Here is a 21185-nt window from a genome sequence, read left to right on the forward strand (position 1 = left end):
CTTATCTAATTAAACTAAAATGTGATTTAAATTCTTTTCTCACGTTACTTTCTGTATATTCAATTCTAAACCAATAATCTGTTGATGGTAATGGCTGTCCATTAAAAGTTCCATTCCACCCTTGGCCATTAGGAGTAATTTGCTTTAATAATTTTCCATATCTATCGTAGATAAAAATATTAGCATTATAAGTATCATCTAAATCAGTTATATTCCATGTATCATGATACCCATCTCCATTTGGAGTAAAAAAGTTAGGATAAGTTATTGCAAATAGATTAGGAACTGACAATATATCACAGCCTTGAATATCTCTTACATATGCGGTGTAAGTTCCATTTGGTAAATCTGTAAATATTGGGCTAGTTTGCCAATCAATAAGGTTTAGACTATACTCATATGTACCAAAACCACCAGTAGCAATGCATTCAATTGTTGTTAAGCCTGTGGAAAAAGCTGGAGTTATCACATTAGCGGTAAATGTAGCAGGTTCAGAAGAAAAGTCTGCTGTTATACTGTCGAAATTTTGACAACCTGTAGTAGAATTAGAAACAATTACTGAAAAAGTACCAGCTTGTGTAATATCAAATTGAGCACTTTCATTTCCTAATGCATCAACATTAGGGTTGGAAGGAGTCCATACATATTGATAATTTCCAGGAGTTGCGGGTGTAGCATCTACAATTTCAGAACCTATTCCTGTTACAGGATCAACACAAAGGGTAAAGTTTACACCTAAATCCACATCTGGTAAAGGGTTTACAACAAGTCGAAGCTCTTTAATACCCTTACAACCACTATCAGTATTTAAACTACTGTCTACTCTTGCCCAAATAGGCTGAGCATTTGCCGTTATATTTCTATAATCAGTTGAATTAGTAATTGGATTCACAATTAACAATGCATCATCGTAAGACTCGTAATATGATATTTCAAGAAAAGGTCTTTGTCCAACAGGGAATACATTTTTAATTAATTGAGTAAAGGCAGTTTCAATATCAAAATTGTCAAAACCATCATTTGCTAAATTAGTTGCGTCTACATAATCATCACACTCTTCTAATGGAGCTGGGTTAAACGAAGCAGGAATTTGAGTTGTAGACACTACTAAATTAACTTTAGTTACCCTGTAACACCCTTTAGGCGTTTCGCTTCTTACCCAAATAACACTTCCGTTTGATGCAATATGATTCAACTCATTAGCAATTAAATCATTGTTATTGTTTGCTCCAGATTGTGAGTTATGATAAGTAAAGATTAAGCTAGTATCTGTTGAAATAAAATCGTTAGCATCAGTTAAATTAAAGTTTGTACTAGCATCAGTATCATCATCACATTGTTTTAGAAAAATTTCACTAACAGCGACAGGTTTTGGGTTTACAACCAAATTAAATGAAGTTGTAGCGTAACAATTAGTTGAAGTGTTTGTTAAGCGAACATAAATAATTCTATTTGCTGTATGAATGGTTGTAATTGCATTTGTTCCTGCAATAGCTTGAGATTCTAAATCATGATATGTAACATTAATACCTGTTTGACCATTTAATACATCACTATTTTTAGTAGTTAATGAAAAGACCGTTTGTCCATTTGTATCGTCACTATCAACTAAAGTATTATCGCATTCTTCATAATCAGAAACTGCAACAATTGAAGGTGTTTGATTTACAGTTATAGTAATTGTAGCAGAAGTTGCATCACAGACACCACTTGCAGGGATTGTATAAGTATAATTTCCTGATACATCTGTCGATGGGTCTAAACTTCCATTTGCTCTAGCAACACCATTAAAAGTCCAGTTTCCACCAGTTGTAACACCAGTTCCAAGCAAGCTAAATAAATCGGTTATTGCATCTGTTGTACAATATGATTGAGTTGAATTAGCTCCCGCGTAAGGACCTTGTTGTATTGAGACATCTAATAAAATAGGATAACTCCTACTAATACCATCACATGTTTTTGTAAATGTATAAGTATAAACCCCAACTTGACTAGTTGCGGGGTCAAACATTAATGTGCCTGTAAATGTTGTAGCATCTGGAAGTGTCCATGTACCGCCAGTATCTGGATTACCTGGTATTCTGTCGAAAAGGTTTACAATATTGCCTGTGCATATAACAGTTTGAGAATCATTTGGGACGTTTCCAAAACCTGAAAAATAACCTCCATAACCAGCGTTACCACTAAATCCATATACCCCAACAGCTAATGCTCCTGTAGATTCTACTTTTACATTTCCATTTAATCCAGTAATTTTATATGAAACCCAATTTGGGTTTCCAGCAACCGTAATTGGAGAAGCTGTAGTTGGTATATTGTTTATGTTTATTTGGGATCCAGTTTCAGCTGCAATTATAATGCTTCCAGAATAATTTGTTCCTCCAATACTATTAAATGAAGGTATTAAATCTACGCTTTTTTGCCAAAAACAACTTAATGGCGGAATAAAATAAAACCCAGAAGTAGCATTACTTGAATTACTTCCAGAAATTATTTGATATAAGAATATTTTTTCATTACTTCTTATGTACATATTTCTATTACCCGATGCTCCATTATAATTTGAAGGAGGGATTAAAAAATATTCACCAGCATTTAGAGTTACTAATGGTGTTGTGCTTCCATTTACAAAAATTTCTGTATTGTTTACATGTGCTATTACTAATGGAAATTCTGATTCATCATTTTCACTACCTTTTACAATAACATATTCTGTACCTACTTGCGATAAGGGTACTATTTGATCTAAATTAAAATCCTGACCTTGATTTGCAGGAGATAATCCGCCTGCTAAATTCCCCGTATTAACAACAATTGGTTTGTCGGAAGTTAATAACGCACCTACAAAACCGGCTAAATTTTCAGTTGTATTTGCATACCCTGATATTACAACACTTTGTCCTTGGTTTAATGTAAAATTTTGATTTGCTAAAACTTGAGTAGTATTGCCAATTATAAATGAAATATTAGGATCATAATCACTTAGATTTACCGTTGTATTATCTTCAGTAGCCATAAAACTAGAAACAAAATTTCGGATAGTTCCAAAATCTGACTGAGGTAGGCTACCTAACCTAAAAACAGTTCCTGCACCAGTTTCTCCTTTTGATGATAAAAATTCGGCATGATTTGCAGATCGTACTCTAAAACTAGCATAAAAATCAAATGGAGCTTCTAAAATTAAACCTTTGTCAGATTTAACACTTCCAACATCTATCTTGTCTAAAAACATTGTAGAAGGCTGTCCTGCTCCAATTTGAATTCTCACAGGATTTCCTTGTGAAATAGTAAATGGCGAACCAGAAATAGGAATTCCAGCTCCATTTTTTACAATTACTTGAAAAGATGTTACTTCAGGGGTAGATAAATATAAGTAATGATCTAAAATTAAATTTGAATCGGATTCTTCATTAGCATGCAATGGTGGCAACCAATGTCTGTTACTCAACTGTGCAACAGTTAAGTTAGTAATAAATAATATAGTAATAATTAGAAAACGCTTCATTTTGGACTGTTTTTTGTATAAAAATGTAAAATTAATTAGATTATTAGAATAATTCTAAATAATTAACTAAAAATATGCTCTTAATTGAATGCTTCCTATATGAATTGTGTTACTTGTTTCTGATTTCCTTCCTTGATAATTAACATTTACATCTAAATATTGTGTAATGTTTTTTTGTAAAAGTAAACGCCAAACCCCGTTTTTTCCGTTTTGTAATCCTTTTAGCATTTGAAATCCTACAGGTGATGTTTCATTTCCAGTAAAATTATTATCATAATAAGCGTATTCTCCATTTATTGAAAATCCTTTTTCACTATTAAATGTAAAAGATGTTCCAAATTTATTTTGAGTAGCTTTTTCCATTAAATTAATAGTGTTTTCTTGATTTTTGAATTCGTAAAATACATCTAAACTTGCGTTTTTTGAAAACAAATAAGAGATTTTTGGAGCCAATTCATAGCTGTTTATAAAATAATTACGTGTGGCATAATTATCTGAGATACTCTCTGAAGTTCCTATTGAACTGTTTAATTGTAACAACCAACTCTTTTTTAATAAATGCATATATTGCAATTGATGAGAACGCAAATTGTTTTCTTGTGAACCGATACTTAATAGATTTTTAACAGAATTGGTTAAATAAGAATAAGTGGTTGAATGTTTTTGTTTTCCTCTATTAAAATATAAGTTATTTCTAAAAGAATTGTTTTGTCCTAATACATTTTCACTTGAACCTTCAAACGGATTAAGATTAAATTCATTTGAACTTCGAATGTTTTTTCGTTCTACTAATAATGAAGTTTGGTTATAAAAGTGAGATATAACCTTTTTAAAACCAGTTTCATTTTGCCAGACTAAACCATTAAATATAATTGACTGAGAAAACTTATTTTTATTGGTTTTGACAAAAACTTGATTAGGTAAAAAGACCCTAACATATTTTGCTTGATCTGGAAATGGAGCAATTTCAAATTCTTGAAGTTCCTGAATTCCGTTATTATTATAATCATTCCAAGCATAAACTCCTTGTCCTGGCTCTACTTCTAAATATGTAAATTCTTGTTGTGCAATTGTTCCAGATGTGGTTTCGTAAACAGTTGTTAGTTGAACTAATTGTTTGAATAAGTTAGTGTTGTATAAAATTCTCGAATTTAATGACGGTTCATTTTCCTTTGCTGAATCATCAAATTTTAAATTTCTATAATTAACAAAAACACTTAAATTACTTTGTTCGTTTTTAATTAATTGCGATTTTAAATAATAAGAATTAGACTGATTTACTCTTTTTAAAAAGCCGCTTTGTAAACTATCATTCACTCTGTTTAAGTAACCAAGTTCTATAAAAACTTTAGTAGAATCGCCACGACCTACAAAAGCTCCAACTTCAGAAAAACGCTGACTTAAATTACTTAATGCATTTGTACTTGTTAAGGTTTCTTTATTGTTTTCATGTCTGAAACTTCCACCAATCCAGTTTTTGTAGAAATGATATTTCAGTTGATTTTGTGTTCTAAAGAAATTTGATTTAGCATAAGAACCATCACTTTTTAAAATACTAGTTTCGGTATTTAAAACGCTTTTTTTACGTTTTACTATTGCAGATAATTGATGTTTGTTTCCTGAAAAAGTTTCTGAGAAATCTAACTTTTCAAATTGATATTTTACAAAACCATTTTCTTTTAAATTAAAATTTAATCCGTTAGTAATTAAACTTTGGTTGCCCAATGGATTTGTTAAATTCCAATCTCTATTGAATTCAATAGTAAATAAACGTTCAATGCTTCTAAAATCTTTTTGAATAAACTGAATATTTGCAAAAGCATCAATATCTATTTTCCCAGTAAAAATTCGTTGATTAGCATTTAGTTTTCCTGCTATTCCTTTATTGTCATTATCGTCTATATTAGAATATAAATTTTTATCATTATTACTCACTGCAACTTCAAAATCAACATTTGTTTTATCAGAAGGCGTGTAACTTCCTAAAACAGTTGCAATTTGAATTTTTGTAGGTGCAATTAACGGAATAGTTGGTTCAAAATTTCCTTGAGGAATTCCAGCAACCGGAGCCACATATTCGTAAATTTTTCCAATTGTATTGCTGTTACTTAAAATGTAATTTCCAAGATTGTTTCCTACGAAAGTAAATCGTACGTTATATAATTCATCTGTTTCATCATTAGAAAAAACAAAGGCTTCGACAGCTCCAATAAACTCTTTTTTGTATAAAATTTTATTATCAGAATACGAATCTAAATAAGCAGAAGGAGCTGTCATTAAAGCACTGTCGTCACCAGCATCTTGCAAAATATCAACTTGTTCCGTCGATAAATTTTGTTGTAAAGGTTGGTTTTTTACATCGTTTTCAGAATAAATAAAACCACCAATTTTAAACTTTTCTTGTTCGTGCGTTATTCCTCCGTAGGTTACAAAACGCGTAAAATTTCTATCGGTATATTGATATTCTATATTAATACGCATTTCAGAAGTGATAGGAAAAACCGAATTAAAAATGACTTCGCCTGCATTATAATCAATTATATAATCGTTGTTTTCTCCGCGTTCTAGTAAAATTCCGTTTACATAAACACGTTCAGAACCTGAAATTACTAAAACATATAATTCGCCATTATTCCCTTTTAATTTATACGGACCTTGATTTCCTTCTTGACCAGTAAACGTACTTCTTGCATATTGACCACGTACTAATGCTGCTGAGGCAAAAATTTCGGTCTTTTTTTCGGGTGTGCCCAAAGTGAAATGTGTAGAAAGACCTTGAACTTTTTTGTTGAAATTTAAAAATTGAGATTGCCTGTTTTCTAAAAATAAATCACCTGCTCTTATGTTCCAATTATCTGAAAATAATTCAATGAAAATTTGATCAAACTCATCTAATTTTTGGGAATATCCACCATCTTGTAATGGAATATTACTGTCTTGAATAGAAGCTCTAAGATTTACTTTATCTGAAATTTTTCCTGTAATCTGTAAATCTAAATTTGAATTTACTACCGTGTTTTGATTGTTCCCAACAGTAATTCCTCGAGAAATACTTCCAGAAGTGGTTAGGCCATCAAAAGGTTTAAAATTATTTTTTGTTTCGTTTTTTATGGTGTAAAGTTTTCCCGCTTCGTTTGAAACGACTTTGTCATCATCGTAAATCGAATAAGTTTTGGTTAAAAATTCTGGAAATTTTAAATAGCGAACAGTCAGTGAATCATTCGAATTAAAATTATCTTTAAAAATTAACGTACTTTTCCTAAAATCTATTTCATAATTTGTAGAATCAATAGGGTTTCCACTTTTGTCTAAAATTTTAAAGAAAGCCTGGTTAATACTTACTTTTTCAATAAAAATTGTGTCTTTTGAAACGGCTATTTTTTTAGATTTATAAGGGGTTTCTATTTCTTGAGCAAATATGCCAGAAACAAAAAACAGAAAAACCCATAAAATCCACCTTTGTGCCATAAATACTATAACTCTTATTTTTCAAAAGTAGTATTTATAAGCCTAATTCTTTAGTCAATTAAGTAAAATAAACTACTCTTTCGTTACAATTTGCATGGTTTCTCTTGAAATTTGTTTTAGCAAAACCGTTTTATTGTTTTCTACAATTTCTTTTACGTTTTCGTCAAAATGTCTAATCGTGTAAAGCGATACATTCTCGTTGAATGTTACTTTGAACTTTTTAGCCAAAATATTTTTCACTTCCATAAAATTATTGAATTTGTCTTCAATACAAACGGAAAAACTAATGGCCGAATTTTGAATTAGATTTACTTTTAATTTATGTTGGTGAAATAGCGCAAAAATTTCGCTGATATGCTCTTCCATAATAAATGAAAAATCTAACGAAGAAAGCGAAAGTAACAATTGTCCTTTTTTAACAATATAGCAAGGAATGTGCGGTTCTAAATCGGCTCCACGAGAAACACTTGTTCCTGCTAAAAGCGGGTTAATAAATGACTTTACGTATAAAGGAATTTCTTTTTTTTGAAGCGGTTGTAATGTTTTTGGGTGAATAACACTTGCTCCATAAAAAGCCAATTCAATTGCTTCTCTATATGAAATTTGATTCAATAAAAGAGCATTTTCAAAATATCTTGGGTCAGCATTTAAAACTCCTGGTACATCTTTCCAAATAGTAACACTTTCTGCACCTATACAATAAGCAAAAATTGCTGCAGAATAATCGGAACCTTCACGTCCTAAAGTAGTTGTAAAGTTATTGTCATCTGCGCCTATAAAACCTTGTGTAATGTTTAAAGTGTTCTTTTTTATGTTTTTTGTAATTCTTTTTTGAGTGGCTTCCCAGTCTACATTTGCATCTCTGTATGTGTTATCTGTTTTAATAAGATTACGCACATCAATCCAATTGTTATACAATCCGTTTTCGTTAAAATAAGCACTAACAATTGTTGTTGATAAAAGTTCTCCAAAACTTACAATTTGATCGTATACAAAATTGTAGTTTGGCGATTTGTTACTCCTAATAAAATATTCTAAATCTTCAAAATGACTGTTTACCGTATAAAAAACGTCGTGCTCTTCATCATCAAATAAATCTAATAAAATTTGATTGTGGTATTTTTTTACTTCTTGAATAGACGATTGTAAAGCTGGAGATTTTTCGAAATAATTTTTAATTACTTCTTCAAAAGCATTAGTGGTTTTTCCCATTGCAGAAATAATCACTAAGACATTTTCATGCCCTACTTGCTGCATTACATTCAATACGTTTTTTACTCCATCAGCATCTTTTACAGAAGCTCCACCAAATTTAAATATTTTCATTTTTATGTCATTACGAGGAACGAAATAATCTTATCCTCTAGTTATTTTTTACAAAAGATTCAATACCTGCTTCATCCATTTGTACTACATACCAATCTTCTAATATTTTTGCACCTGATTTTTTATAGAACTCTATTGCATTTGTATTCCAATCTAAAACATTCCATTCAATTCTTCGCACATTGTCTTTTTTACCCTGTTTAATTATTTCGCTATACAAAGCAATGCCAGCACCAGTTCCACGAGCTGATTCTTTAACCACTAAATCTTCTAAATGAATAGTTTTTCCTTTCCAAGTAGAATATCGATAATAATAAAGAGCAATTCCAATAATTTCATTATCTCTTTCAGCAACAAAAGTATGAAAAAGCGGTTGTTCAGAAAAACCATCGCGAATTAAATCCTCTACAGTAACCACAACTGCATCGGGTTCTTTTTCAAATATTGCAAGTTCTATGATTAAATCTAAAACAGCTTGCATGTCTTTTGGTTCTCCTTTTCGAATAATCATTTGGGTAAAGATTTATTTATGATGTACAAAAATAAGATTCTGATAAACATATACCGAAATAATTTACTCATTTCACAAAAAACACGATATTTGTAGCATAACACAACAACACATAGTACTAATGGAAGAAAGAAATACCACTTTAGGCGAATTTATTATTGAAAATCAAACCTCATTTCAATATTCAACTGGAGAATTATCGAGAATAATTAACTCTATTCGTTTGGCAGCAAAAGTTGTCAATTATAAAGTAAACAAAGCAGGATTAGTAGATATTGTTGGTGCTGCTGGAGAACAAAATATTCAAGGAGAAGATCAACAGAAGTTAGATGTTTATGCAAATGAAGTGTTTATTCAAACTTTAATTAATAGAGAAATTGTTTGTGGAATTGCTTCCGAAGAAAATGACGATTTCATTACTGTTGCAGGTTCAGATAACAGTCATAATAATAAATATGTTGTTTTAATGGATCCTTTAGATGGTTCTTCAAATATTGATGTAAATGTTTCAGTGGGGACAATATTTTCAGTGTATAGAAGAGTTTCCCCAGTAGGCACTCCAGTAACAGAAGCCGATTTTTTACAACCCGGTACACAACAAGTTGCTGCGGGTTATGTTATTTATGGGACATCTACCATGATTGTTTATACAACAGGTCACGGTGTTAATGGATTTACATTAAATCCCGCTATTGGAACATTTTACTTATCGCATCCCAATATGCAATTTTCTAAAGACGGACACATTTATTCAATAAACGAAGGGAATTATATTCATTTTCCTCAAGGAGTTAAAAATTATTTAAAATATTGTCAAGCAGAAGAAGGCGATCGTCCTTATACATCTAGATATATTGGAAGTTTGGTTTCTGATTTTCACAGAAATATGATTAAAGGAGGAATTTATATTTATCCAACAAGTTCTAAAGCTCCAAAAGGTAAACTAAGATTGTTATATGAATGTAATCCTATGGCATTTTTAGCAGAACAAGCAGGTGGAAAAGCATCTGATGGTTATAATAGAATTATGGAAATTCAACCTACAGAATTACATCAAAGAGTTCCGTTCTTTTGTGGAAGTTTTAATATGGTAGAAAAAGCCGAAGAATTCATGAAGAATTCATAATAATAAAAGCCCTTCACAATTAAATGAAGGGCTTTTCTTTTTTTTATTTATTCATGTGTTGCATTTCATACATAAAAGTATCTAAATCTACATTTAGAACTAATAATGAAAGCGCTTTATTCACAATGTATTCAACATTACTTGGTGTAAATCCTAAACCTAATGAAAGGCGAGTTAAAATTTGTTTTTGTTTTGGTCCCAAAACATGATCAGCATAAACCATTCTAGCTAAATCATACAATCTCTCTAATCTTTGAGTATATAAAACTGGAGGGTTAATAGGATATTTTGAAGGGTTTTCTAAAATCTCTTCATATTCTGTTTTTGAAATATCAAGTCTAATTGCTAATTTGTCTAAAAATTCTCTTTCTTCTGAAGACAATTCTCCGTCAGACAAAGCAACTCTAACAATTGCAGAAAAATGACTTTTATTTCTGTTTTTAAATTCGTTATCAAATAAATCTGAAAATGACATAGCTATATGTATTAATGTTATGCAAATATACTTTATATTTCATTTTTTAGAAAAAAATTGCAAGGTTTTATTAAAGCGTTTAATAAATTATAAAATAAATTGTAAGTTTGAATAAATCAAAATACACTTACTCATGTCCCAATTCTGGCTTTATTTTAAATTAGGTCTCGATCATGTATTAGACATTCATGCTTATGATCATGTAATGTTTTTAATTGCTTTAATGGTTCCTTATGCTTTTAAGGACTGGAAACGTATTTTTTTATTGGTTTCTCTTTTTACATTAGGACATACATTATCATTAATATTGTCTGTTTTTGGAACAGTAGTTATTGCTCCAAAATATGTTGAGTTTTTAATTCCCATTACGATACTAATTACCGCTGTATTTCATCTTTTTACCGCCGGAAAATCATCAAGAAAAGAAAGCATTTCTTTTGTTGCTGTTGTTACTTTGTTTTTTGGAATAATTCATGGATTAGGTTTTTCAAATTATTTTAATTCTATTTTGCCAGGAAGCGCAGCTGATAAATTATTACCGTTATTAGAATTTGCATTAGGAATAGAAGCTTCACAAATAATTGTAGTATTTGTAGTTCTTGTAATTAGTTACATAGCGCAAACATTTTTTAGATTTTCTAAAAGAGATTGGGCATTAGTATTGTCAGCTTTTATAATTGGTTTAGTTTTGCCAATGTTAATTGAAAATGAAATTTGGAACAGATAATGTCAGAGAAAAAATCAAAATACGACAAAGCTTATTTGAGAATTGCTAAAGAATGGGGACAGTTGTCTTATTGTAAAAGAAAACAAGTTGGAGCCATTATTGTAAAAGACAGAATGATTATTTCTGATGGTTACAATGGAACACCTTCTGGATTTGAAAATTGCTGTGAAGATGAAGACAATCTTACAAAATGGTATGTTTTACATGCAGAAGCAAATGCGATTTCAAAAGTTGCACGTTCTACACAATCATGTGAAAACGCTACGTTATATATTACTCTTTCTCCTTGTAAAGATTGTAGTAAGTTAATCCATCAATCCGGAATAAAAAGAGTCGTTTATCACGAAGAATATAAAGATACTTCAGGTGTAGATTTTTTAAGAAAAGCAGGAGTAGAAGTAGAATTGTTTCCAGACTTAAGTAAATAATTACACATGAAAGTTAATAAGATTTATTTTCCCATCATAATTGCAATGGCAGTTGCTTTTGGATTGCTTTTGGGTAATAACTTGAATAATTCTCCTGAACTTTCTGGTAAAAACACATATAAACATAAGCTTAATAAACTCATAGATTTTATCGAAAGAGAATATGTTGATGAAATCAATACTGATTCTATAGTAGATTTAACCGTAAATGGAATTCTTGAAAATTTAGACCCACATTCAGTTTATATTGCTAAAAACGAACTTCAATTTGTAAACGAAAGCATGAAAGGTGACTTCGTAGGGATTGGAGTAAATTTTTATATGTATAAAGATTCATTAGCTGTTATTAAACCAATACCTAATGGTCCTTCAGAAAAAGCAGGAATTTTAGCGGGTGACCGAATTTTATTTGCAGGTAAAACGCAATTGTTCGATAAAAATATTACAAACGATACTTTATTAGCTAAGTTAAAAGGGCAAGAGAATTCAAAAATTGAACTTTTAGTTTATAGAAAATCAGTCAATAAAAAATTTAAATTTACTGTAACTAGGGGAGTTGTTCCAATAAAAAGCGTTGATGTAGCCTTAATGGTTAATAACAAGAAAGGTTACATTAAAATAAACCGATTTGCAGAAACTACTTATACCGAATTCCATAAAGCACTTTTAGATTTGAAAAAACAAGGCATGAATGAATTAATTATCGATTTAAGAGATAACGGAGGCGGTTATTTAGAAATTGCCAATCAAATTGCTGATGAAATTTTAAAAGAAAATGTATTAATAGTTAAAACGAAAAATAAAAAAGGTAATATAGACAAAACATTAGCAACTAATAAAGGAGATTTTGAAAACGGAAAAGTCTATATTCTAATTAATGAAAATAGCGCTTCAGCAAGTGAAATTTTAGCAGGTGCGGTTCAAGATAACGATAGAGGAACAATTGTAGGTAGAAGATCTTTTGGAAAAGGATTGGTGCAAAGAGAAATGCCTTTAGGAGATGGATCTGCTGTTAGATTAACGGTTGCAAGATATTACACGCCTTCTGGTCGTTCTATACAAAAACCTTATGCAGACAAAGGAGCGCAATATTTTAATGAGTTTGAAAAGCGTTTTGAAAGCGGAGAATTATATGAAGCAGACACAATTAAGGTAGCCGACAGTTTAAAGTTTAAAACCAAAAAAGGAAGAATCGTTTACGGCGGAGGCGGAATATCTCCTGATATTTTTGTGCCTTTTCAAGCTAAAAACATGGATGATGTTACTCTCATGATAATGCAATCTGGATTGTTAAGTTATTATGTTTTTGAACAAATAGACAATGATAGAAACTTTTTTAATAAATTAACAAAAGAACAATTAAGAGAAGAGTTACTGAATAATGAAAAGTATTTATCAGGTTTTAAAAAATACGTTGCACAAAGTGGATTTATTTTAAACTTTTCTTCTGAAAAAGAAAAAGTAAATAATTATTTATTTGCCGAATTTGTCAAACAACTGTTTGATGAAAAGGAGTATTACCAAATCATTTTAAATGAAGATGAAATGGTAAAGAAGGTGTTGGAAATTAAATAACTTTATTTATTCACAGCTTCATGAACCATAGTTTGTTTTCCTTCATTCCATAACGTTAATACATCTGTAGCTACACTTGCGCCACTTCCTGATGCAATAGCAAGTTGGCTTCTATGTCCGGCTAAAACACCAATTACATAAATACCTTCTTCAACAAAATGATCTTCATTTTTAAGCTGAATTCTGTTTTTTTCTAGCGGAAGTTTTTTATGAGGAATAACGTAGTTCTCTAAGCCTTCAATGGTAAACGGATTACCAGCTCCAATACCTATAATAACAATTTTTGAAGTGTATTTATTTTTATTGGTTTCAACTAAAAAACCTTTAGTTTGTTTTTCAATTTTTAAAACCTTTTCATCTTCAATTTGCACAACATGAGGATACAATTCTTTTAATTGCTCAGTAGTTTCAGTAAGTAGTTCTGATCCTAATTTGCCTTTTGGAATGCCATATGCGTTATTAAAAACGGCATTTTGTAAAGAAGATGCCTTTTGATGTACAATAACTCCAATTTTTTTATTTTCGGCAAAAGGTTTTTTATGAGCCGAACCTAATACAAGTGCACATGAAACTGAAGAAACACCTCCTCCAATAATTAAAGCATCGAACATAAATTACAAGTTTTTTGTTTTTTCTTCAATAGTTTTTGACATTTTTAAAATGACAATTAAAATAACTGCACATAATGTAGCAACAATTCCAATTAGGGCAACTGAAGAATTTCCTTCAAAAGGATTTTTTGGATCAATCTGAGTAATGTTTAAACCAATTAGTAATATGGCTAAGACAATAACGATGTATGTAAATATTTTCATTTTAATCTAAATTTAGTTTTTTAAATAAACAAACCTTTTACGTTTGCTGCAAAAAGCTTAACTGATATAGCAAGCAATATTACGCCAAATATTTTACGTATTATGCCTAATCCGTTAACGCCCAATATTTTTTCAATTTTACCAGACAATTTTAAAACAGCATAAACCACAATTACGTTAATTATTATGGCAATAATAATATTTATTTTGTCGTATTCTGCTCTTAAAGAAAGCAATGTAGTCATGGTTCCAGCCCCAGCAATCAAAGGAAAAGCAATGGGAACAATTGAAGCAGTTGTAGGATTGTCTTCTCGGTAAAGTCGAATTCCTAAAATCATTTCTAGTGCTAAAAAGAATAATACAAACGAACCCGCAACGGCAAATGAATTAGCGTCAATGCCAATTAATTTTAAAATTTCTTCTCCTACAAATAAGAACGCAATCATAATTATTGCTGCAACAATTGTAGCTTTTTCAGACTGAATATGGCCAATTTTACTGCGTAAATCAACAATAATAGGAATGCTTCCTACAATATCAATAACAGCGAATAGAATCATACTTATGGTAAAAATCTCTTTCCAGTCAAACATCTTACATTTATTTTTTGCAAATATAAATATAAGTAATGAATGCTAAATTCATTTTAACGATACTTTATTAATTAGAAATACAATCAAAATCTTTATTCAACAATCTTCAATCAAAAATCAAATAGCTATCTTTGTGAACTAATTATTTTAAGATGTTTCAGTTAAATAAAACCATTATTTCCGAAGAGATTCTAGAAAAAGAATTCGTTTGTAATTTATCTGCTTGTAAAGGAGCGTGTTGTGTGGACGGAGATGCTGGTGCACCTTTAGACGAAGCAGAGACTAAAATATTAGCAGAAATTTATCCAAAAGTAAAGCCATTCCTTCGTCCTGAAGGAATTGCAGCAATCGAAGAACAAGGAACACATACTGTTTCTGATTTTGGTGAGCTTGAAACTACTTTAATTGATGGTAAAGACTGTGCGTATGTAATTTTTGACAAAGACACTGCGCTTTGCGGAATAGAACAAGCGTATAACGAAGGTATTGTTGATTGGAAAAAACCAGTTTCTTGTCACTTATACCCTATTCGTGTAAAAGAATACTCTGATTTTTCTGCGGTTAATTATCACAAATGGCATATTTGTTCTGATGCTTGCGAATTAGGAAAAGAACTTGGTGTTCCTATCTATAAATTTGTAAAAGAAGCACTAGTTAGAAAATTTGGAGAAGAATGGTATTCTGAATTAGAAAAAATTGCCGAAGATTTAAAAAAGTAACCCCTTTTGCGTATTCTGTAAAACACTCTTTAACAGTAGGTTTAATCGCTGATAAGAGTGGTTTTCCTCTGTTTTTTATTTTATTTAAATAGTTGATAATCAATAAATTAAATCCTTCACAAGGAGTAGGAATTTTTTTACTCGTTGTTAAAAACTTGGCTTAATTGTGAATAAGTTTGACTTTCATTTCTCGTTTCAAATGACAAACTTTGTAAACCCCATTAGAAGTAAATATTATTCTTTTTAAAACAATAAAAATCAAGTAACTATGTCAGTAGTCGAACCAATATTACAAGAAAATAAAGACCGTTTTGTTATTTTTCCAATTAAACACCATGATATATGGGAATGGTATAAGAAAATGGAAGCTAGTTTTTGGACTGCTGAAGAGATTGATTTACACCAAGACATTTCAGACTGGAATAATAAATTAAGCGATGATGAAAAATATTTCATCAAACATATTTTGGCATTTTTCGCAGCTTCTGACGGAATCGTAAATGAAAATTTAGCAGAAAATTTCGTAAACGAAGTGCAATATGCTGAAGCGAAATTCTTTTATGGATTTCAAATCATGATGGAAAACATTCACAGTGAAACCTATTCTCTTTTAATTGATACTTATGTTAAAGATGAGGTTGAAAAAGATAAATTGTTTCATGCACTTGAAGTTTTTCCTGCAATTAAGAAAAAAGCAGATTGGGCTTTAAAATGGATTGAATCTGATTCGTTTGCAGAACGATTAATTGCTTTTGCAGCCGTAGAAGGAATTTTCTTTTCAGGAGCATTCTGTTCAATTTTCTGGTTAAAGAAACGTGGGTTAATGCCAGGATTAACTTTTTCGAACGAATTAATTTCTCGTGATGAAGGTGTGCATTGTGATTTCGCCGTGCATTTGCATAATCATCACTTGGTAAATAAAGTGCCAAAAGCAAGAATTAGAGAAATTATTATAGATGCTTTAACTATCGAAAGAGAATTCATTACAGAGTCGCTTCCAGTAAGTTTAATAGGTATGAATGCAACTTTAATGACGCAATACTTAGAATTTGTAACGGATAGATTATTGGTAGAATTAGGTTGTGAAAGAGAATATAACTCTTCAAACCCATTCGATTTTATGGATATGATTTCATTACAAGGGAAAACTAATTTCTTTGAAAAACGTGTTGCTGAATATCAAAAAGCAGGTGTAATGAACACCGATTCAGAATCTGGAAAAATAAGCTTTGATGCAGACTTTTAATAAGTAAGCAATCAAAAGAATACAAAATAAATAAAACAAACTAAAAGCAAAAGTCATATGAATGTAGTAAAAAGAGATGGTAGAAGAGAACCTGTAATGTTTGATAAAATTACAGATAGAATTAGATTTTTATGCTACGAGTTAAACGAGTTAGTCGACCCGGTTAAGGTTGCTATGCGTGTAATTGAAGGTTTATATGACGGCGTAAGTACTTCAGAGTTAGATAATTTAGCTGCGGAAACGGCTGCATCTATGACTATTACGCATCCTGATTATGCTCAGTTAGCAGCGCGTATTGCTGTTTCTAATTTACATAAAAACACTACTAAATCATTCTCTGAAACAATGACAGAGATGTATCATTATGTGAATCCTCGTACAGGTAAAAAAGCACCTTTACTTTCAGAGGAAGTATATAATGTAATTATGGAAAATGCTGAAAAGTTAGATTCTACAATTATCTATAATCGCGATTTTAATTACGATTATTTCGGTTTTAAAACTTTAGAGCGTTCCTATTTATTAAAAATAAACGGACAAATTGTTGAGCGTCCGCAACACATGTTAATGCGTGTTTCTATTGGTATTCATTTAAACGATATCGAATCAGCTATTGAAACGTATGAGTTAATGTCGAAGAAATTCTTCACACATGCAACGCCTACTTTATTCAACGCAGGAACACCAAAACCGCAAATGTCATCTTGTTTCTTGTTAACAATGAAAGATGATAGTATTGATGGTATTTACGATACATTAAAACAAACTGCAAAAATTTCTCAATCTGCCGGAGGAATTGGTTTAGCAATTCATAATGTAAGAGCAACAGGTTCATACATTCGTGGAACAAACGGTACTTCAAACGGAATTGTACCTATGTTACGTGTATTTAACGATACGGCTCGTTACGTAGATCAAGGTGGTGGAAAACGTAAAGGTAGTTTTGCAATTTATATTGAGCCTTGGCATGCAGATATTTTTGATTTCTTAGATTTAAAGAAAAATCACGGAAAAGAAGAAATGCGTGCTCGTGATTTATTCTTCGCAATGTGGATGTGTGATTTATTCATGAAGCGTGTTGAAGAAGATGCAGCTTGGACTTTAATGTGTCCAAATGAATGTCCAGGTTTAGATAATGTATATGGAGATGAATTTGAAGCATTATACTTATCATATGAACAAGCTGGAAAAGGAAGAAAAACCATTAAGGCTCGTGAATTATGGGAAAAAATTCTTGAATCTCAAATTGAGACAGGAACTCCATATATGTTGTACAAAGATGCAGCAAACAGAAAATCAAATCAAAAGAACTTAGGAACTATTCGTTCTTCTAATTTATGTACTGAAATTTTAGAATATACATCGCCAGATGAGGTTGCAGTATGTAACTTGGCTTCTATTTCATTGCCAATGTTTGTAGAAGATGGTAAATTCAATCACCAATTCTTATTTGATGTTACCAAAAGAATTACGCGTAACTTAAACAGAGTAATTGATAGAAATTATTATCCAGTAATTGAAGCAGAGAATTCAAACATGCGTCACCGTCCAATTGGATTAGGAGTACAAGGTTTAGCAGATGCTTTTATTTTACTAAGGTTGCCGTTTACAAGTGATGAAGCTAAGAAATTAAACGAAGAAATTTTCGAAACAATTTACTTTGCAGCAGTTACAGCTTCAATGGAATTAGCAAAAGAAGAAGGACCATATTCAACGTTTGAAGGTTCACCAATTTCTAAAGGAGAATTCCAATACAATCTTTGGAACATAAAAGACGAAGATTTATCTGGAAGATGGGATTGGAAAGCATTAAGAACTGAAGTAATGGCAAACGGAGTGCGTAACTCATTATTATTAGCGCCAATGCCAACTGCTTCAACTTCTCAAATTTTAGGAAATAACGAAGCATTCGAACCGTATACTTCAAATATTTATACACGTAGAGTATTGTCTGGAGAATTCATTGTTGTTAACAAACATTTATTATACGATTTAGTAGAACTTGGTTTATGGAATGAAAATCTTAAGCAAGAAATCATGCGTAATAACGGTTCTATTCAAAATATTGATATCATTCCTCAAGACATTAAAGAATTGTACAAAACAGTTTGGGAATTGAGTATGAAAGACATTATTGACATGTCTCGTCAAAGAGGTTATTTTATTGATCAATCGCAATCGTTAAACTTGTTTATGGAAGGCGCTACAATGGCAAAATTAACTTCTATGCATTTTTATGCTTGGAAAAGCGGCTTAAAAACAGGAATGTACTACTTAAGAACAAAAGCTGCGGTAGATGCTATTAAGTTTACTTTAAATAACGATAAAAAAGCGGAACCAATTGCCGTTGCAGTAGAAACTGAAAATGCAGCAATGACAGAAGATGAGTTCAAAGCAATGTTAGCTCGCGCTAAAGATGCAGGACCAGAAGACTGTGAAATGTGCGGTTCTTAAACTACAAAATAATCAACAATATATAATAATAAAGGCTTCTTAATTGAAGCCTTTTATAAGAATTATAATCTCTAAAATAAATGCTGAGGGAATAAAAAAACAAATTGTATAAAAAAAGGGACGCTTTACAACATCCCTAACTTGGAACTTAAAATTTAAAAGCTTGCCGGCCATTTATATTTTTAAGCTATAAAGATGATGAGGTTACCTCACCTACTTTTTTCATACTTCAAAAGTATAAAATCGATATCACACCACCAAGTTTTTTTGTTGTATAAAATGTTAAAATTGAAAGATATAGCTCCGAGACTTTATGAAGCTTGAGTTTTTTTAGAATATTCAATTTATTAATTTTTAAAATCCAATAAAGAATGCGAAAAGGTAGATTTAAATGGTGGCAAAAGACCAAATTACTTACTACATTGATAAAAGCAATTGTTGAAGTTGCAAAACTATTATTATAATTTTATTAAAAGTGTCAGTTTGTTTCTGACACTTTTTCTTTTATATAAAAATTGCATTTCAATTCGTACATTTGAAAAATAAAATAAAAAAGACATGTCAAAAGAAAAAAAAGGAGTTCATACAGGAATTATTGAGAAAGATGCAGATGGAAATTTCTTCTGTGGTCCTTATTTGTTAGATTACAAACAAGTAGTAGCTGGTTTTAAAATTGGTGATGAGGTAAACATCAAGTCAATAATTGAAAACCCAAGCGATATCAGTTACGATAAATACCCAAAAAAATCAAAAGTATTCTTTTTAGCAAACGATAAAGAGTAAATTTTAATTCTGAAATTAAAAATCGTTAATCAAAAATCTTAAATCATTATGATGCAATGGGAACAACTTTTGTCTTTAAAAAGACAAGGCGACACAAGTAAACGACTACGAAAAGAACAAGACGATACACGTTTAGGATTTGAAGTCGATTACGACCGAATTATATTTTCGGCAGCGTTTCGTAGTTTACAAGACAAAACACAAGTTATTCCATTATCAAAAACCGACTTTGTACACACAAGATTAACGCACAGTTTAGAAGTTTCGGTTGTAGGTCGTTCTTTAGGGAGATTAGTTGGGAAACAAGTTTTAGAAAAAAGGCCTTATTTGGCTGAAATTCACGGTTACCAAATGAACGATTTTGGAGCCATTGTTGCAGCAGCTTCATTAGCACACGATATTGGAAATCCGCCTTTCGGTCATTCTGGTGAAAAAGCAATTGGCGAATACTTCACAAACGGAAACGGACAACAATATAAAGACCAGCTTTCTGATAAAGAATGGCAAGATTTAATTGATTTTGAAGGAAACGCAAATGGTTTTTCGGTGCTTACTTCTTCTCGTGAGGGGATAGAAGGGGCATTAAGAATTTCCTATGCAACGCTTGGAACTTTCACAAAATATCCAAAAGAAAGTTTGCCTAAAAAACCAACCAAAAACATTTGCGATAAAAAATACGGGTTCTTTCAACAAGACAAAGAATTCTTTGCTGAAGTCGCAAAAGAATTGGGTTTAATTCCAAATAAATCTGGGAATGATATTGGTTTTGAACGTCATCCGTTGGCTTATTTAGTAGAAGCAGCAGATGATATTTGTTATACCATTATCGATTTTGAAGATGGAATTAACTTAGGGTTAATTCAAGAAGAATTTGCATTAGAATACTTAATCAAATTAGTCAAAAACGGAATCGATTCTAAAAAATACAACGAACTTACCACTACAGAAGATAGAATAAGTTATTTACGTGCTTTGGCTATTGGAAGTTTAATTCAAGATGCAGTAAAGATATTTATGGCAAATGAAGAAGCAATACTTTCAGGCAACTTCCCTTTTGCGATAATGGACAAAAGTCAGTACAAAGCACAAATGGATGATATTATAAAAATTAGTGTTAAAAACGTATACCAAAGCAAAGAAGTAATTGAAAAAGAAGTAATTGGCTATAAAGTAATCAATGTCCTTTTAGATGTTTTTTGCACAGCTTATATCAATAAATCAAATGGAAACCCTTCGAATTATGATAATTTAATCTTGAAATTGTTGCCGGAGCGTTACCAACAAGAAAAAGCATCCCTTTATGATAGATTGTTGAACATCTGTCACTTTGTTTCTATGCTTACTGATGGTAAAGCTTTACAGTTATTTAATACAATTCAATCAAACAAGAGTTAAAATTATAAGAATATCACAATTTTTATTTCTAAAAGTAAA

The 21185-nt window shown here is 30.9% G+C and carries 17 protein-coding genes; 9 read left to right on the plus strand and 8 right to left on the minus strand.

The window, feature by feature from the left end; all coding sequences use genetic code 11:
* Nucleotide 1: 1 nt before the first annotated feature.
* The 4 genes from OLM55_RS03955 to OLM55_RS03970 all read right to left on the minus strand — a co-directional run bounded on the left by OLM55_RS03955 (nucleotide 2) and on the right by OLM55_RS03970 (nucleotide 8810).
* On the minus strand, nucleotides 2–3505 hold the full coding sequence (locus OLM55_RS03955; RefSeq protein ID WP_264560123.1) for a T9SS type B sorting domain-containing protein: 3504 nt from the start codon (nucleotides 3503–3505) through the stop codon (nucleotides 2–4).
* Between the two features lie 66 nt (nucleotides 3506–3571).
* Nucleotides 3572–6973 (minus strand): hypothetical protein, encoded by a 3402-nt coding sequence (locus OLM55_RS03960; RefSeq protein ID WP_264560124.1) that lies wholly within the window; start codon nucleotides 6971–6973, stop codon nucleotides 3572–3574.
* 72 nt (nucleotides 6974–7045) lie between these two features.
* Nucleotides 7046–8299 (minus strand): aspartate kinase, encoded by a 1254-nt coding sequence (locus tag OLM55_RS03965; RefSeq protein ID WP_264560125.1) that lies wholly within the window; start codon nucleotides 8297–8299, stop codon nucleotides 7046–7048.
* A gap of 37 nt (nucleotides 8300–8336) precedes the next feature.
* Nucleotides 8337–8810 (minus strand): GNAT family N-acetyltransferase, encoded by a 474-nt coding sequence (locus OLM55_RS03970; RefSeq protein ID WP_264560126.1) that lies wholly within the window; start codon nucleotides 8808–8810, stop codon nucleotides 8337–8339.
* 121 nt (nucleotides 8811–8931) lie between these two features.
* On the opposite strand from OLM55_RS03970, the gene fbp reads away from it, so the two are divergent.
* Entirely contained in the window at nucleotides 8932–9936 is a 1005-nt protein-coding gene (fbp, locus tag OLM55_RS03975; RefSeq protein ID WP_264560127.1) for a class 1 fructose-bisphosphatase, read from the plus strand.
* A 43-nt stretch (nucleotides 9937–9979) separates the two neighbouring features.
* Here fbp and OLM55_RS03980 read toward each other — a convergent pair whose 3' ends face one another.
* On the minus strand, nucleotides 9980–10411 hold the full coding sequence (locus OLM55_RS03980; protein ID WP_264560128.1) for a TerB family tellurite resistance protein: 432 nt from the start codon (nucleotides 10409–10411) through the stop codon (nucleotides 9980–9982).
* Between the two features lie 133 nt (nucleotides 10412–10544).
* Between OLM55_RS03980 and OLM55_RS03985 the strand changes: the two genes are divergently transcribed.
* Genes OLM55_RS03985 through OLM55_RS03995 form a run of 3 tightly spaced genes read left to right on the plus strand, consistent with a single transcriptional unit; the run spans nucleotide 10545 to nucleotide 13141 of the window.
* Nucleotides 10545–11138 carry a HupE/UreJ family protein gene (locus OLM55_RS03985; RefSeq protein ID WP_264560129.1) on the plus strand — a complete coding sequence of 198 codons (594 nt, stop codon included), beginning with the start codon at nucleotides 10545–10547 and terminating at the stop codon, nucleotides 11136–11138.
* Nucleotides 11138–11566: a deoxycytidylate deaminase gene (locus OLM55_RS03990; RefSeq protein WP_264560130.1), complete on the plus strand. Its 429-nt coding sequence runs from the start codon at nucleotides 11138–11140 to the stop codon at nucleotides 11564–11566. Before OLM55_RS03985 ends, OLM55_RS03990 begins: the two co-directional genes overlap by 1 nt.
* A gap of 6 nt (nucleotides 11567–11572) precedes the next feature.
* On the plus strand, nucleotides 11573–13141 hold the full coding sequence (locus OLM55_RS03995; protein ID WP_264560131.1) for a S41 family peptidase: 1569 nt from the start codon (nucleotides 11573–11575) through the stop codon (nucleotides 13139–13141).
* A 2-nt stretch (nucleotides 13142–13143) separates the two neighbouring features.
* On the opposite strand, the gene OLM55_RS04000 is transcribed toward OLM55_RS03995, so the two are convergent.
* The 3 genes from OLM55_RS04000 to OLM55_RS04010 are packed head-to-tail and all read right to left on the minus strand — an operon-like array spanning nucleotide 13144 to nucleotide 14549.
* A complete protein-coding gene (locus OLM55_RS04000; RefSeq protein WP_264560132.1) occupies nucleotides 13144–13752 on the minus strand; it encodes an FAD-dependent oxidoreductase in 609 nt (202 codons plus the stop codon).
* Between the two features lie 3 nt (nucleotides 13753–13755).
* Nucleotides 13756–13956, minus strand: a complete 201-nt coding sequence (locus OLM55_RS04005) for a hypothetical protein (protein ID WP_264560133.1) — start codon at nucleotides 13954–13956, stop codon at nucleotides 13756–13758.
* 20 nt (nucleotides 13957–13976) lie between these two features.
* Nucleotides 13977–14549 carry a MarC family protein gene (locus tag OLM55_RS04010; protein ID WP_264560134.1) on the minus strand — a complete coding sequence of 191 codons (573 nt, stop codon included), beginning with the start codon at nucleotides 14547–14549 and terminating at the stop codon, nucleotides 13977–13979.
* A gap of 152 nt (nucleotides 14550–14701) precedes the next feature.
* Between OLM55_RS04010 and OLM55_RS04015 the strand changes: the two genes are divergently transcribed.
* The 5 genes from OLM55_RS04015 (at nucleotide 14702) to dgt (ending at nucleotide 21146) form a co-directional block, all read left to right on the plus strand.
* Nucleotides 14702–15268, plus strand: a complete 567-nt coding sequence (locus OLM55_RS04015) for a DUF3109 family protein (RefSeq protein ID WP_264560135.1) — start codon at nucleotides 14702–14704, stop codon at nucleotides 15266–15268.
* 268 nt (nucleotides 15269–15536) lie between these two features.
* Complete coding sequence (locus tag OLM55_RS04020) at nucleotides 15537–16514, plus strand: ribonucleotide-diphosphate reductase subunit beta (RefSeq protein ID WP_264560136.1); 978 nt, start codon at nucleotides 15537–15539, stop codon at nucleotides 16512–16514.
* 57 nt (nucleotides 16515–16571) lie between these two features.
* Nucleotides 16572–18968: a ribonucleoside-diphosphate reductase subunit alpha gene (locus tag OLM55_RS04025; protein WP_264560137.1), complete on the plus strand. Its 2397-nt coding sequence runs from the start codon at nucleotides 16572–16574 to the stop codon at nucleotides 18966–18968.
* A gap of 558 nt (nucleotides 18969–19526) precedes the next feature.
* Nucleotides 19527–19751, plus strand: a complete 225-nt coding sequence (locus OLM55_RS04030) for a hypothetical protein (RefSeq protein ID WP_264560138.1) — start codon at nucleotides 19527–19529, stop codon at nucleotides 19749–19751.
* A 51-nt stretch (nucleotides 19752–19802) separates the two neighbouring features.
* Nucleotides 19803–21146, plus strand: coding sequence for a dGTP triphosphohydrolase (gene dgt, locus OLM55_RS04035; protein WP_264560587.1), 1344 nt, complete (start codon nucleotides 19803–19805; stop codon nucleotides 21144–21146).
* Nucleotides 21147–21185: the final 39 nt, after the last annotated feature.

The organism is Flavobacterium sp. N2270 (assembly GCF_025947225.1).
Taxonomy (GTDB): Bacteria; Bacteroidota; Bacteroidia; order Flavobacteriales; family Flavobacteriaceae; genus Flavobacterium.